At 66.3% G+C, this 13,701-nt stretch carries 13 protein-coding genes; 7 read left to right on the top strand and 6 right to left on the bottom strand.

Translation table 11 applies throughout. The annotated features are described in order from the left end of the window. Positions 1-73 precede the first annotated feature (73 nt). The 5 genes from crcB to AC3ITN_RS09600 all read right to left on the bottom strand — a co-directional run bounded on the left by crcB (position 74) and on the right by AC3ITN_RS09600 (position 7,051). The gene (gene crcB, locus AC3ITN_RS09620; protein ID WP_489392901.1) at positions 74-478 is read right to left on the bottom strand and encodes a fluoride efflux transporter CrcB; all 405 of its coding nucleotides are present in this window, start codon (positions 476-478) and stop codon (positions 74-76) included. Then, positions 478-1,779 carry a replication-associated recombination protein A gene (locus tag AC3ITN_RS09615; RefSeq protein ID WP_489392779.1) on the bottom strand — a complete coding sequence of 434 codons (1,302 nt, stop codon included), beginning with the start codon at positions 1,777-1,779 and terminating at the stop codon, positions 478-480. Before AC3ITN_RS09615 ends, crcB begins: the two co-directional genes overlap by 1 nt. Before the next feature lie 78 nt (positions 1,780-1,857). After that, positions 1,858-2,496: an outer membrane lipoprotein periplasmic chaperone LolA gene (lolA, locus tag AC3ITN_RS09610; RefSeq protein ID WP_313341782.1), complete on the bottom strand. Its 639-nt coding sequence runs from the start codon at positions 2,494-2,496 to the stop codon at positions 1,858-1,860. Between the two features lie 65 nt (positions 2,497-2,561). Next, complete coding sequence (locus tag AC3ITN_RS09605; protein WP_489392900.1) at positions 2,562-4,427, bottom strand: DUF3857 domain-containing protein; 1,866 nt, start codon at positions 4,425-4,427, stop codon at positions 2,562-2,564. 254 nt (positions 4,428-4,681) lie between these two features. After that, complete coding sequence (locus AC3ITN_RS09600) at positions 4,682-7,051, bottom strand: DNA translocase FtsK (protein WP_489392778.1); 2,370 nt, start codon at positions 7,049-7,051, stop codon at positions 4,682-4,684. Between the two features lie 268 nt (positions 7,052-7,319). Between AC3ITN_RS09600 and trxB the strand changes: the two genes are divergently transcribed. The 3 genes from trxB to AC3ITN_RS09585 all read left to right on the top strand — a co-directional run bounded on the left by trxB (position 7,320) and on the right by AC3ITN_RS09585 (position 9,089). Beyond that, the gene (gene trxB / locus AC3ITN_RS09595) at positions 7,320-8,291 is read left to right on the top strand and encodes a thioredoxin-disulfide reductase (protein WP_489392777.1); all 972 of its coding nucleotides are present in this window, start codon (positions 7,320-7,322) and stop codon (positions 8,289-8,291) included. Between the two features lie 153 nt (positions 8,292-8,444). Further along, positions 8,445-8,732: a type II toxin-antitoxin system RelE/ParE family toxin gene (locus AC3ITN_RS09590; RefSeq protein WP_313341792.1), complete on the top strand. Its 288-nt coding sequence runs from the start codon at positions 8,445-8,447 to the stop codon at positions 8,730-8,732. 54 nt (positions 8,733-8,786) lie between these two features. After that, the gene (locus AC3ITN_RS09585; RefSeq protein ID WP_313341794.1) at positions 8,787-9,089 is read left to right on the top strand and encodes an addiction module antidote protein; all 303 of its coding nucleotides are present in this window, start codon (positions 8,787-8,789) and stop codon (positions 9,087-9,089) included. 70 nt (positions 9,090-9,159) lie between these two features. On the opposite strand, the gene AC3ITN_RS09580 is transcribed toward AC3ITN_RS09585, so the two are convergent. Further along, positions 9,160-10,692 (bottom strand): N-acetylmuramoyl-L-alanine amidase, encoded by a 1,533-nt coding sequence (locus tag AC3ITN_RS09580; protein WP_489392776.1) that lies wholly within the window; start codon positions 10,690-10,692, stop codon positions 9,160-9,162. A gap of 191 nt (positions 10,693-10,883) precedes the next feature. Here AC3ITN_RS09580 and AC3ITN_RS09575 point away from each other — a divergent pair, with 191 nt between their 5' ends. From AC3ITN_RS09575 to AC3ITN_RS09560, 4 genes are all read left to right on the top strand, one after another. After that, a complete protein-coding gene (locus AC3ITN_RS09575) occupies positions 10,884-12,014 on the top strand; it encodes a GNAT family N-acetyltransferase (RefSeq protein ID WP_489392775.1) in 1,131 nt (376 codons plus the stop codon). Next, positions 12,011-12,748 (top strand): leucyl/phenylalanyl-tRNA--protein transferase, encoded by a 738-nt coding sequence (gene aat, locus AC3ITN_RS09570; protein WP_489392774.1) that lies wholly within the window; start codon positions 12,011-12,013, stop codon positions 12,746-12,748. Before AC3ITN_RS09575 ends, aat begins: the two co-directional genes overlap by 4 nt. Before the next feature lie 123 nt (positions 12,749-12,871). Next, positions 12,872-13,090: a translation initiation factor IF-1 gene (infA, locus tag AC3ITN_RS09565; protein WP_005409596.1), complete on the top strand. Its 219-nt coding sequence runs from the start codon at positions 12,872-12,874 to the stop codon at positions 13,088-13,090. 202 nt (positions 13,091-13,292) lie between these two features. Further along, positions 13,293-13,664, top strand: coding sequence for a hypothetical protein (locus AC3ITN_RS09560; protein WP_489392773.1), 372 nt, complete (start codon positions 13,293-13,295; stop codon positions 13,662-13,664). Positions 13,665-13,701 lie beyond the last annotated feature (37 nt).

Genomic DNA, 13,701 nt, shown 5'->3' with positions numbered 1-13,701 from the left:
ACGATATCGTGAGCGCTCACAGAAATCCAGCGGATTTACCGCTGGATTTCTGTGAGCGCCCGCGCCTGCGGCGTCAACGGCCGACCTGCCACTCCGCCAAGCGCGCACCCAGCCAGACCAGCGCAAACCCGGCAACGAGGCTGATGCCCAGATAGGTCGGCATGACCCACCCGCGCCCGCTGCGCGCCAGCAGCACCGCCTCGAGCATCATCGAAGAGAACGTGGTCAGGCCGCCGATGACGCCGACGACCGCGAACGCACGCCAATACAGCGCCGCGCTGCCGCGGGTCTGCAGCCACACCACGACGTAGCCCACCGCAAACGCGCCCACCAGATTCACCGCGAGCGTGCCCCACGGGAAGCCGCTGCCAAACTGGCGCAGCAGGGCGTCGCCGACCATGAACCGCAGTGCCGCACCCAGCGCGCCGCCGGCCATCACCAGGCCCAGCTGCTGCCACCATGTGCCGAAACCGCCCATCACTCCTGCGCTTTGCGTGCGCGGGCCTGCTCGCGTTCGGCGCGCAGCCGGTCGAGCTTGTCCTTGAGCTTGATCTCCAGCCCGCGGGGCACCGGCTGGTAATACACCCGCTCGCCCATCGCATCCGGGAAGCCGGTCTGATCCAGTGCGATGCCGCCCTCGGCGTCATGGTCGTACTGGTAGGTCTTGCCGTAGCCCAGCTCCTTCATCAGCTTGGTCGGCGCGTTACGCAGGTGCAGCGGCACTTCCTGCGTGCCGGACTCGCGAACTTCCTGCCTGGCCAGGTTGAAGGCGGCATAGCCGGCATTCGACTTCGCGGTGCTGGCCAGGTACAGCACCAGCTGGGCGAAGGCCAGCTCGCCTTCCGGACTGCCCAACCGCTCGTAGATGTCCCACGCCTCCAGCGCCATCGACTGCGCACGCGGATCGGCCAGGCCGATGTCCTCGATGGCCATCCGGGTCAGGCGTCGCGCCAGGTAGGACGGGTCGCAGCCCCCGTCGAGCATGCGCGTCAGCCAGTACAGCGCCGCGTCGGGATTGGAGCTGCGCACCGACTTGTGCAGGGCCGAGATCTGGTCATAGAACTGTTCACCGCCCTTGTCGAAGCGGCGCGTGCGGTCGGCCAGCACCTGCACCAGCATCTCCGGGCTGATCCGACCGCCTTCGCCGCCGGCCAGTTCGGCCGCGATCTCCAGCAGGGTCAGCCCGCGGCGAACGTCGCCGTCGGCGGCGGTGGCGATCTCCAGCAACGCCGCGTCGGTCACCTGCAGCGCGTCGCCGCCCAGGCCACGCACCGGGTCCTGCAACGCACGCTGCAAGGACTCGACGATATCCGCCGGCGATACCGCTTCCAGCACGTGCACGCGGCAGCGCGACAGCAGCGCCGAATTCAGCTCGAAAGACGGGGTTTCAGTGGTGGCGCCGACAAACACGATGGTGCCGCGTTCGATGTGTGGCAGGAACGCATCCTGCTGGGCCTTGTTGAACCGGTGCACTTCGTCCACGAACAGCACCGTGCGGCGGCCTTCCGCGAAGCGCTGCGCGGCCTCGGCCAGCACCACGCGCACGTCGGGCAGGCCGGACAGCACGGCCGAAATCGCCCGGAATTCGGCGTCGGCATAATGCGCAAGCAGCAAGGACAGCGTGGTCTTGCCGCACCCCGGCGGGCCCCACAGGATCATCGAGTGCACGTGCCCGGATTCCACCGCGCGGCGCAGGGCGCTGCCCGGGGCCAGCAGACGCTTCTGGCCGACCATCTCGTCCAGCGTCTGCGGGCGCATGCGCTCGGCGAGCGGGCGCATGCTGTCCCGATCTACCGCCAGCAGATCGGGCCCGTTGAATGTCGTTCGGTTTCTGGCCACGCGGCTATTGTAGAGCGATCAATCGCCGATGACGTCGGTGCCCTTCGGCGGGGCGAAGCTGAAGGTGCCGGCCGCAAAGCCCGGGTTGCGCTTCCAGCCGGTGAAGCTGATCACCGTACGCTGGCCGACTGCATCCACCACTTCCATGCGCGCCAGGCCCTGGGCATTGAAGCCGAGCGCGGCGTACTGGAAGGACGTTTCGGTCTCGCGCTTCGGGCTCAGCGACAGCCACTGCAGGCCATCACGCGGCGCGGCTTCTTCGCTCACGTCGTACTGCTGGTCCAGCAGCTTCGGGTTGATCAGCGCGGTCAGCGGGCTGTTCTGCTCTTCGGCACCCTGGGCGCGCTTGGTGGCCTGCTCCAGGTCCTTTTCGTACACCCACACGTTCTTGCCGTCGGCAATGATCAGCTGCTCGTGCGGCTTGAGGTACTCCCAGCGGAACTGGCGCGGTGCCGACAGCGCGACGCGGCCGCTGGTGGTTTCCTTCACTTTGCCCTTGCTGTCGAACACCTGCTGGCTGAACTGCCCGTCCAGGCCCTTCAGGCCCTGGCTGAAACGGTTCAGTTCGTCGCGGGCGCCGGCCCACGCACTGGCCGATCCCACGCTGGCGCAGACCAGGGTGGCGGCAACGAGATAGCGACGGAAGGAGCTGTGCATAGGGGGATCCAGTGACAAGGATTGAGGATGGCCGACAGTGTGCCGACGCCATCCTGAATGGGCAATCAGGGACCGGCCTGGACCGTACGCAGGTCGCCGTAGACCACCTGCCCCCGGAACCCGCGCCGCACCTGCTGGTAGAGCTCACGGAACGCAGGATAGTCGGCCGGCTCGCACAGCGCCTGGGCGCCGCGCACCGCCCGCTGGTGCAGCCGGTGGCGGGCCACGATGGCCTGGCCCTCGCGCGACCAGGTCAACGCGTACTCGCCGGCCGCGTTGCGGAACTGCTGGTTGCGCGGCATGGCCACGATGGGGATCCCGACCGGGAACTCGAGCCGGTAGGTTTCCTCGCGCTGATTGTCGTTGCAGTAGAAGGGCGTGGCGTTTTCCGGCGCGGAGGTGGTGGTGTAGATGTCGCGGAAGGATTCGCCACCCGGCGCGTCCGGCAGCGCCATCCCGCCGACCACGCCGAAGTCGACGTAGTCACTTGCATGGAAGTCGTAGCGGTAGTTGAACGGACGGGTCAGGTCCTGCGGGTCGCCCACCAGGGTGAGCGAGCCGCTGCCATCGAAGCCGGACGCCGCCATGATCGACTCCTCAACGCGCGCCCGGTTCTGCGCGTTGAGCCGCGCGAACGAGCCACGCAGGCCGATCTCGGTGACTTCGCGCGGCTGCTGCACGGTCTGCCCGGCCAGGTTGCCGCTCGGGTCGAAGCGGAACGTCACCTCGAACCCCGCGCCATTGCGCGCGGCATCGTTGTCCGGCGTGCGGGCCACGGTGGCCTGGCGGGTGTGCAGCACCGGCGCGCCCAGATCGCCCTCGGGCAACTGCCCGAAGCGTGCGTAGGCACTGGTCGAGTCCAGGTACAGGTCGAACTCGGGCACGTAGGTGATGGCGTGGTTGAAGCGCCCCAGCAGCGGAATGGCCGGCAGGGTCGGGCCGCCGCCCGCGCCGATCAGCACCGGGGTGCTCTCGATGCCGCGGGCCGCCAGCAGCGCCTCCAGGATCACCACATGGTCCTTGCAGTCCCCGTAATGGTTGTCGAGGATGCTCTGCGCCGGATTCGGCTCCAGCCCGCCATTGCCCAGGTACACGGCCACGTAGCGGATGTTCTGCGACACCCAGCGATACAGCGCGGCCGCCTGTTCGCGGCGGTCGTCGATGCCGCGGGTGACCTCGTCGGCCAACGCCTGGATGCCGGGGGTGACCTGGGCCGCCTCGCCGCCCTTCACCTGGTAGGCGCGCGCCACCTGCGACCAGTCGCGGTAGGTGCTGGCCATGATGGTGGGACTGAACTCCCAGGCGGCCGCGGACCAGTTCTGCACCTGCATGGGATCGGCGCGACGGTACCGCCATTCCCAGCGGGCCTGGCCATCACGGTGCTGCGGCGACTGGCCACCCTCGACGCCGCGCGCCTGCACATGCATCGGCAGGTTGGACGGTGCGGTGAGGGTCACGCGCGCGTCGTCGTACTGGGTAAACACATTGAAGGTTTCCCACAGCCCGAAGTACCCCGGGAAGTACGGCGTGTTCTGGGTGCGGCGGGTCTGGTAGACCACGCGCGTGCCGGGCGCCAGGTTCGGGAACACCACCACCCGCACCTTGCGGTCGGCGTACATGGCCGCGGCCGCGCTGGAATAGCTTTCCTGCGTGTAGATGCGGTCGGCCGGCACGTCGCGGCGCTGGCCGTCGGCGGTGAGCGTGTATGCGGCCAATACGTCCAGCGTTTCCATCTTCTCGCTGTAACTCAGCCGCACCTGGCTGAACTGCTCGACCGCGGACTTGGTCTTGAGCAGGATCTCGTATTCTTCGGTCTGCACGTTGCCGGCGTCGGGCCGCACCACGTAGTCGGCCCGATAGCGCACGAAACTGTAGTTGTTGCTGGCCTGGGTTTCGCTGGCCGGGGTGGCCTGCGCCGGTGGCGGGGCCATGGCGGGCACGGGAATCCGGGCCGGTGCCGGCGTGGTGGACTGGGCGCAAGCCTGCGCGTGCACCAGCGCCACGGCGCACACCGCCAGCCATGTCATGCGGTTCATCTGCGGTTCCTTGCGGTGCGCAGCCACGCAGGGCGTGGCTCAACGGATCTTGCAGCCACGCAGGGCGTGGCTCAACGGATCTTGCAGCCACGCAGGGCGTGGCTCTACGGATTTTGCAGCCACGCAGGGCGTGGCTCTACGGGGCGCGTTTATTTTGGCGGGGGCGGGGCGAGGACGCTGCGGTCGCCATTGTGTTCGGGCGGGCTCACGACACCGGCGGCTTCCATGGCTTCGATCAGGCGGGCGGCGCGGTTGTAGCCGATCTTGAGGCGGCGCTGCACGCCGGAGATCGAGGCGCGGCGGGTCTCGGTGACGATGCGCAGGGCCTCGTCGTACAGCGGATCGGACTCGTCCCCTGCCCCGCCACTGGCTTCCGGCAGGCCGCCCGCGCCGACCACGACGCCATCGCCCATCATCTGCACTTCGTCCAGCACGCCACTGATGTAATCGGCCGGGCCGCTGGCCTTGAGATGCTCGACCACGCGATGCACTTCCTCATCCGACACGAAGGCACCGTGGACACGGTCCGGCAGCGCGGTGCCCGGCGGCAGGTACAGCATGTCGCCGTGACCGAGCAGCGTCTCGGCGCCGGACTGGTCGAGGATGGTGCGGGAGTCGATCTTGGAGCTGACCTGGAAGCCGATGCGGGTCGGAATGTTGGCCTTGATCAGGCCGGTGATGACGTCCACCGACGGGCGCTGGGTCGCCAGGATCAGATGGATGCCGGCCGCACGCGCCTTCTGCGCCAGGCGTGCGATCAGCTCTTCCACCTTCTTGCCGACGATCATCATCATGTCGGCGAATTCGTCGATGAAGATGACGATGAACGGCAGCGTCTCCAGCGGCCGCGGCGCCTCGCCCAATTCGGGATTCGGCTTGAACAGCGGGTCCATCATCGGCTGGCCGGCGTCCTCGGCGTCCTTGACCTTCTTGTTGAAGCCGGCCAGGTTGCGCACGCCCACCGCGCTCATCAGCTTGTAGCGCCGCTCCATTTCGGCCACGCACCAGCGCAGGCCGTTGGCGGCCTCCTTCATGTCGGTGACCACCGGCGCCAACAGGTGCGGAATGCCCTGGTAGACGCTCAGTTCGAGCATCTTCGGGTCGATCATCAGCATTCGCAGGTCTTTCGGCGAGGCCTTGTACAGCAGGCTCAGCACCATGGCATTGACCGCCACGGACTTGCCCGAGCCGGTGGTACCGGCCACCAGCAGGTGCGGCATGCGCGCCAGGTCGGCCACGGTCGGCCGGCCGGCGATGTCCTTGCCCAGCGCCAGGGTCAGCGGGCTGGTCGATTTGTCGTATTCCTTCGAGCGCAGCAGCTCGGAGAGGTAGATCATCTCGCGGGTGACGTTGGGGATTTCCAGGCCCACCACCGATTTGCCCGGAATCACATCCACCACGCGCACCGACTTGACCGACAGGCCGCGCGCAATGTCCTTGTCCAGCGAACTGATCTGGCTGACCTTGATGCCCGGGGCCGGTTCGATCTCGAACCGGGTGATCACCGGGCCCGGATAGGCGCCGACCACCTGGGCTTCGATACGGAAGTCCTTGAGCTTGAACTCGATCTGGCGCGACAGCGTTTCCAGCGTCTCTTCGTCGTAGCCCTTCGGCTGCGGCTTGGGGTCGTCCAGCAGTGCCAACGGGGGCAGGTCCGAGCCATCGCCGTTGACCCCGCGGAACATGGGAATCTGGGTTTCGCGCTTGGCGCGGTCGCTCTTCTCCAGCACCGGCTCGGGGCGCGGCTCGATCTTGACCGGCTCACGCTTGGCGCGGACCTCGGCGTCGACCTTGCGCACTTCCTGGCGTTCTTCGCGCAGGGCGCGGGTCTGCTGCCATTCGCTGGCCTGTTCCTTCTTCTTGCTGAGCAGCGGCGGCAACGCCAGCACCGCCCGGCCGATCTTCTCCATCACCACGAACCACGAAATGCCGGTGGCCAGGGTGATCGACGCCAGCAGCAGCACCAGCACGAACATGTTGGCCCCCAGCGCACCAAAGCCGGCGCTGAGCGAGTTGCCGACCAGCCGACCCAGGATGCCGCCCGCATGCGCGACATCGCCACTGAACAGGCGCAGATGCAGGAAGCCGGTACCGGCGATCAGGAAGCCTACCAGCCCGACCAGGCGCAGCGCCGGATCCAGGTCGTGCTCGCCCTTGCTCTCGCGCTTGAGCCCGAACATGGCAAACCAGGCCAGCGCGCCGAGCACGATGGGCAGCACGAAGGCGATGTAGCCAAACAGCTGCAGCAGCACGTCGGCGATCCACGCGCCAACCCGGCCGCCCATGTTGTGGATGGGCGCCACCACGCTGCCGGTATGCGACCAGCCGGGATCGGCTGCCGAATAGGTGAACAGACTGGCCACCAGATACAGCAGCGCCGGCGCGATGGCGATCAGGCCAAGATCGCGCCACAGGCGCTGCTTGCGCGGGTTGTCGACCGGCGCCGGCGCAGCCGCCGCACGGCGCGACGACGCCTTGCTGTCGGGAGACTTGGTTCGTTCCGGGACCTGCTTCGCCACCTTAGACCAGACCTTGGGAATGCACTGTTAGTGCTTGATAATAAACGACTGACGTCCCCCAAGGTAGGTGCCAACCGCTGGTCGGCACACTTGGAGGCGCCGGCGACCGTCAAATCCCCGGCGCGCTGTTGATCGACCTCCCTGCCGGGCTGCGTCGTTCCATCGCTCGCCTTGAATCAGCCCGCCCCTGCCGCCACTCTATGACCTGTCTTGGACGCACGGCAATCCTCCGCCAGCGCCCCGCCCCATCATCTCTTTGCGAGTCTACATGAGCAATTCCAAGCCTTCCCGCCACCAGAAGCTCGTCATCCTCGGTTCCGGCCCGGCCGGCTGGACGGCCGCGGTCTACGCCGCGCGCGCCAACCTGAACCCAGTAGTGATCACCGGCCTGCAGCAGGGCGGCCAGCTGATGACCACCACCGAGGTCGACAACTGGCCGGGCGACGCCCACGGCCTGATGGGCCCGGACCTGATGGCGCGCATGCAGGCCCATGCAGAGCGCTTCGAGACCGAGGTGATCTTCGATCACATCCACACTGCCGACGTGTCCCAGCGCCCGTTCAGGCTGATCGGCGACAGCGCCGAATACACCTGTGACGCGCTGATCATCGCCACCGGCGCCACCGCCAAGTACCTGGGCATTCCCACCGAAGAGGCCTTCAAGGGCCGCGGCGTGTCGGCCTGCGCGACCTGCGACGGTTTCTTCTACCGCGATCAGGACGTGGTCGTGGTCGGCGGCGGCAACACCGCCGTGGAAGAGGCGCTGTACCTGTCCAACATCGCTCGCAAGGTCTACCTGGTCCACCGCCGCGACACCCTGAAGGCGGAAAAGATCATGCAGGACAAGCTGTTCGCCAAGGTCGCCTCGGGCAAGATCGAGACCGTGTGGCACCACCAGGTGGAGGAAGTGCTGGGCAACGACGCCGGCGTGACCGGCGTGCGCGTGAAGTCCACCCTGGACGGCAGCACCCGCGACATCGACGCCCACGGGTTCTTCGTGGCCATCGGCCACCACCCCAACACCAGCCTGTTCGAGGGTCAGCTGACCATGAACAACGGCTACCTGGACATCCGCTCCGGCCTGGGCGGCAACGCCACCCAGACCTCGGTGGAAGGCGTGTTCGCCGCCGGCGACGTGGCCGACCAGCACTACCGCCAGGCGATCACCTCGGCCGGCTTCGGCTGCATGGCCGCGCTGGACGCCGAGCGCTACCTGGATGCGAAGGGCGAGCTGGGCTGAGCGACCCCGTCGCCCCGCAACGTGAACCGAAGGCCGACGCAGCAGCGTCGGCCTTTTTCTTGCCCCCCGCAGGGTTAAATCTCGGGCGACCCGCCTTTCCGGGAACAGGACGCCCACTTGACCAACTGTAGCCCAAAGGCTACAGTCCTGACCATGGAGATGAAGCGCACCCACGAGTTCATCGCGTGGATCGACGCCCTCAAAGATGTTGCAGGGCGCGCGAGAATTCTTGCCCGTATTCGGCGGCTGGCGGATGGCAATCCCGGTGACCATCGAAATCTGACCGGTGGAATATCCGAACTTCGCATCGATGCAGGGCCCGGTTATCGGGTGTATTACACCCAACGAGGCAATCAGCTCATCATCCTGCTGGTCGGGGGCGACAAGAGCTCACAGCAACGCGACATTGAGAGCGCGAAGGAATTGGCCCGCAATCTCTGATGTCATGAAGAAGAATCCAGCCGACACGCAACAATGCAACCGGAGCACACCATCATGACCACCAAGAAGAAGACTCCGCTGGAGGCATTCGACGTCGCGGAGCATCTGCGCACCCCGGAAGAAATGGCTGCGTACCTGGACGCCTGCATCATGGAAAGTGATGGTGACTCGGCATTCATCGCCAAGGCGCTGGGTGACATTGCCCGCGCGCAAGGCATGAGCAAGGTCGCCCGCGACGCAGGCGTGTCGCGCGAGAGCCTCTACCGCGCCCTTTCCGGCGAGCGGAGTCCAGACTTCGCGACGATCCTCAAGGTAACCCGGGCCCTTGGCGTGCAACTACACGCCAGCGCGGCCTGAGTGCCGCACCCGGACACGGATGATGGCCGACGCAGCAGCGTCGGCCTTTTTCTTTCCCCCCTTGCACGGGTTAAGCCGTAGGCGACCCGCCCGGCTTGGAACAGGTGTGCTGAAACTCGACCGGCGCGGTGGCGACCCCATCCACATCACGCAACACCACGCTCCACCTGGCATCGCCGGTGAGCGAGCCCCGGCAACGCATCAAGACGGTGATCGGCGTGTTCGGATCGTCGAAGGTCGTCCTGCTTGGCCTGCATGCACCCGGCGAGCTGCAGTTGGCGGTCGTGAATTCCATGGTGATTGGAAACTGCGGATGGCCGGCAAACGGCAGCGTGATTTCCTGCGAGGTGCCCGCGGCCAGCGCGATGTCCGGAATCTGCTGCAGCACGAACGGTTCGCAGGTCTTTCCTTCGCGGAACAGGCGGACGCCCTTCTCCACCCCCTTCATGGATGCCTCCCGGAATACCGGATCCTGCAAGGCAACCGAGTCCTCTGCATTGGAGTGGTAGGCAATTTCCACCAGGACGGACGGCATGGTTCCGATGCGGTTCTCACCGTGGCGACCCGGGCTGGCCTCCTGTCTCGCAGGGAAATTCTCGTAGCCAGGTTGCGCACGAATCAACTCACGCATTCCGCAAAGGACACTCTCTGCCAGAGGACGGTCGTCAGGTTTGTCTCCGTGGTAGTAAACCTCGACACCACGAATCGCACCAAGCTCGTGACCGTTGGTATGCAGACTTATCATGGTGCCAACACCGAGATGATTGGCATACAACGGCCTGGCACGGATATCCTCCTTCACCTCACGATCGGCATCAGTGTCGTTTGGGAGCGAGTTCCAGATATCGGTGCGATCAGGCAGCAATGTCTTCAAGTGATATCGAGACGACATGTAGTCCCACGGCCGATTCGACTCAGGGTGGGGATCCTGCGAACGATTTCTTGCTCGATTGACGCCCGAACCGCTACGCTCCTCAAGCAGGCGTTGCAGCGCATCACCATATGGTGGCGTAATCATATCCTCGCGAAAGCCAAACGCGTCCGGCCGCTGGTAATCCCAGTTCAAAGCAGGATGCACTCGTACCAAGCCATGACTGGCGGACACAAGCGCAGTCTGATTCCGCGCGTCGATTCGCGCACGGGGCAGCACGGCAAGTTCCGCAGGGTAGTAAGACTTGAGTGGCTTTCCCTGATAGCGGAAATCCACACCGACGATGGGCAGCCCTGCCTGCTCCGCATAGTGCCGAAGCGTCACCGCAAGCTCATGGAGGAACACTTCCGCCTCGTCAGGACCTGGCAGGAATCCCGGCCCGAAATCAGCGAGGATCATCCTGTCGTCCATGTTGATGGAAACACTGACATCAACCACGCGAAGCCTGCCTCGGCTCTGGAGATAGGCAGTCACCTTTCTGGACGCCTCTTTCTCCAGCACAAGAATCAGCTCGGCATCGACATGCCACCTCGTCATCGAAATGTCAGCCCCTGCCTCAAGCCGCCGCTCTGCATTGGCGACCGTCACTTCCGCCGGCGACGCTAATGCACCACCAGCCACACACAGCACTCCGCAACCTGCCGCGATCATCTGTAGGGTGTTTCTTACCATCGTTCTTCTCCTTGAAGGGGTTGGCGCATCCCCGGATGCGTTCACGCAATCTGCGCGCTTCGCGCGTCGGCTTGCGCGCGCCAACGCACGCTTCCTGGGCGTCACAGAACGACCTTCCGATCGCTTTCCCGAACACCATCTACCCCGCCTGAAATCTCCCCTTCGGCATCGGCCTGCCCTATCCTCTAGCCATGCCCGATCCACGCTTTCTCCATCGCCTTTCCGACCTCCCCGCCGCCGACTGGGACGCCCTGCACGACGGCCGCAATCCGTTCGTCAGCCATGCCTTTCTTGCCGGGCTCGAGGAGCACGGCTGCCTGCGCGCGGAATGGGGGTGGCGGCCACGCCACTTCACGCTGTGGGAGGGCAGCAGGCTGGTGGCGGCCGTGCCCGGCTACCTCAAGGACAACTCGCACGGCGAGTTCGTGTTCGACCATGCCTGGGCCCATGCCTATGCCCGCCACGGGCTGGAGTACTTCCCGAAATGGCTGGGGGCGGTGCCGTATTCGCCGGTGACCGGGCCGCGCCTGCTGGCCGCCGACGACGCCACCCGCGCGCAGCTGGTGCAGGCGCTGCGCAGCGAGGTCGCGCGGATGGGCTGGTCGTCGGCGCACGTCAACTTCCATGTGGCGGCTGACGACACGGCGTTCGGCAACGACTGGCTGCTGCGCGAGGACATCCAGTTCCAGTGGCACAACCCCGGCCACTGGCAGGATTTCGAGGGCTTCCTGGCCGCGATGGACCACAAGCGCCGCAAGAACATCCGCCAGGAACGCGCGAAGCTGGCGCGCACCGGCGTGACCTACCGGATCGTGCACGGCGACGAGGCCAGCGAGGCCGACCTGCAGGCCATGCATGGTTTCTACCTGCAGACCTTCAGCGAATACGGCAATTCCCCGGCGCTGACCCTGCCCTTCCTGCGCCACCTGGCCGCCACGATGCCCCGCCAGCTGGTGATCTTCCTGGCGATACTGGACGACCAGCCGGTGGCCGGCGCGCTGTGCCTGCGGGGCGGCGACACGCTGTATGGCCGTTACTGGGGCGGCGCCACCCTGCCCGGCCTGCACTTCGAGACCTGCTATTACCAGGGCATCGACTACTGCCTGCGCGAAGGCCTGGCCCGGTTCGAACCTGGCGCGCAGGGCGAGCACAAGCTGGCGCGCGGGTTCCTGCCGCACACGGTGCGCAGCCGGCACTGGATCGCCGAGCCGGACTTCGCCGGTGCGCTGGCCGGTTGGTGCGAACAGGAACGCGAGGAAGTGGCACGCTATGCGCAGGTATTGGCCGGGCACAGCCCGTTCAAGGCGCCGGACGCCGCATGAGCCGGCACCTGCCATGGCTGCTGGACGAACGCCCCGATGCGGCATTTCCACCGGCGGAAACCGCCCTGCGCGACCCGGACGGACTGCTCGCCCTGGGCGGCGATCTGTCGCCGGTGCGGCTGCTCAACGCGTATGCGGGCGGCGTGTTTCCGTGGTTCTCCGAGGGCCAGCCGCTGCTGTGGTGGTCGCCGGACCCGCGCATGGTGTTCCGCACGGAGGGCGTGCGCCTGTCGTCGCGCTTCCGCCGCACCCTGCGGAACAGCCACTGGACCCTGCGTGCCGACACCCGGTTCCGCGAGGTGATGGACGCCTGCGCCGCCAGCCCCCGCCCCGGGCAGGACGGCACGTGGATCACCCGCGACATGGTCGAGGCGTACGTGGCGCTGCATGCCATGGGACATGCGCATTCGGTGGAGGTGTACGACGGCGACACGCTGGTGGGCGGCATCTACGGCGTGGCCATCGGCCGGATGTTCTTCGGCGAAAGCATGTTCAGCGCGGTCAGCGGCGGCTCGAAGGTGGCGCTGGCGGGCCTGGCGTACCGGCTGCGGGGCTGGGGCTGGCCGTTGATCGATGCCCAGGTCGAGAACGATCACCTGCTGCGCATGGGCGCCGAGCATTGGCCGCGGGAGCGGTTTTTGGAGGTGGTGCGGAGGCAGGTGCAGGAGCCGGGGCTGGCAGGAAGCTGGGAAGCGGCATTCGGGGCAGTGCCGGCCCACGTGGTAGCGGGGTAGCGGGGTAGCGGGGTAGCGGGGTAGCGGCCGGGGTTAACACAAACTTTGCATCCACGGGGAAGTGCGCGTAAAATGCCCGCTCTTAAGGCCAGCTCGGCCGTTTACAGAACTGCACAGGACTACATGTCGAAAGACGACTCCATCGAGTTCGAAGGCACCGTCAGCGAGACGCTGCCGAACACCACTTTCCGCGTTCGACTGGAAAATGGGCATGAAATCATCGCCCACATCTCCGGCCGCATGCGCAAGAACTACATCCGCATCCTGACGGGCGACCGCGTAAAGGTCGAAATGACGCCCTACGACCTGACCAAGGGTCGCATCACCTACCGCATGAAGTAAGCGGTACGGGTTTCCCGCCAGAAGGCCGGCCACGCGCTGGCCTTTTTGCGTGGGCGCCATTCAGGCATGTCCGTGCCAAGCGGCACCCTGACCCTCCACACCCTGCCGACGGTCAGCCTGCCTTGATGCAGATTCGCCCTTGGCGGCGCAGGCGCATTGTGATGCCCGGTCCACTCCGGATCGTCATCGCCTGGCCCCCGACATGAAAACCCTGCTCCCCCTGTGCCTGCTCGCCGCCTGCAGTCTTGCCGGCGCCGCATCCGCCCAGACGGCACCCGCTGCCGCGCAGCCCGGCAGCGAGTGCGTTGCCCTTTCCAGCGACCAGCACCTGGTGCGCAAGGGCGCGGACCGCAGCATGCTGCTCCGCAACGGCACCGACCATTACATCGTCCATTTCGCAGGCTCGTGCAGCAGCGCGAGCTTCTCGCGCAAGCTGACCTTCGTCACCCCCGGCCAGGAAGGCCAGCTGTGTGGCGCACGGGCCAGCAAGCTGCGCACCGATACGCAGAGCTGTGACGTGACCACCCTGGAGCCGATCACCGCCGAGGCATTCGCGAGCCGCGCCCGCCGATAAGGGCTGGCCAACAAAAAACGCCCCATCGGGGGCGTTT

It is taken from the genome of Stenotrophomonas sp. KH_036_B (assembly GCF_057839485.1).
This window is presented reverse-complemented; position numbering and strand designations above follow the sequence as displayed.

Bases quoted from the DNA above. Each gene is read 5' to 3' on its own strand.
- crcB (WP_489392901.1), bottom strand. From the start codon at position 478: ATGGGCGGTTTCGGCACATGGTGGCAGCAGCTGGGCCTGGTGATGGCC.
- AC3ITN_RS09615 (WP_489392779.1), bottom strand. From the start codon at position 1,779: ATGCGCCCGCTCGCCGAGCGCATGCGCCCGCAGACGCTGGACGAGATG.
- lolA (WP_313341782.1), bottom strand. From the start codon at position 2,496: ATGCACAGCTCCTTCCGTCGCTATCTCGTTGCCGCCACCCTGGTCTGC.
- AC3ITN_RS09605 (WP_489392900.1), bottom strand. From the start codon at position 4,427: ATGGCCCCGCCACCGGCGCAGGCCACCCCGGCCAGCGAAACCCAGGCC.
- trxB (WP_489392777.1), top strand. From the start codon at position 7,320: ATGAGCAATTCCAAGCCTTCCCGCCACCAGAAGCTCGTCATCCTCGGT.
- AC3ITN_RS09590 (WP_313341792.1), top strand. From the start codon at position 8,445: ATGGAGATGAAGCGCACCCACGAGTTCATCGCGTGGATCGACGCCCTC.
- AC3ITN_RS09585 (WP_313341794.1), top strand. From the start codon at position 8,787: ATGACCACCAAGAAGAAGACTCCGCTGGAGGCATTCGACGTCGCGGAG.
- AC3ITN_RS09580 (WP_489392776.1), bottom strand. From the start codon at position 10,692: ATGGTAAGAAACACCCTACAGATGATCGCGGCAGGTTGCGGAGTGCTG.
- AC3ITN_RS09575 (WP_489392775.1), top strand. From the start codon at position 10,884: ATGCCCGATCCACGCTTTCTCCATCGCCTTTCCGACCTCCCCGCCGCC.
- aat (WP_489392774.1), top strand. From the start codon at position 12,011: ATGAGCCGGCACCTGCCATGGCTGCTGGACGAACGCCCCGATGCGGCA.
- infA (WP_005409596.1), top strand. From the start codon at position 12,872: ATGTCGAAAGACGACTCCATCGAGTTCGAAGGCACCGTCAGCGAGACG.
- AC3ITN_RS09560 (WP_489392773.1), top strand. From the start codon at position 13,293: ATGAAAACCCTGCTCCCCCTGTGCCTGCTCGCCGCCTGCAGTCTTGCC.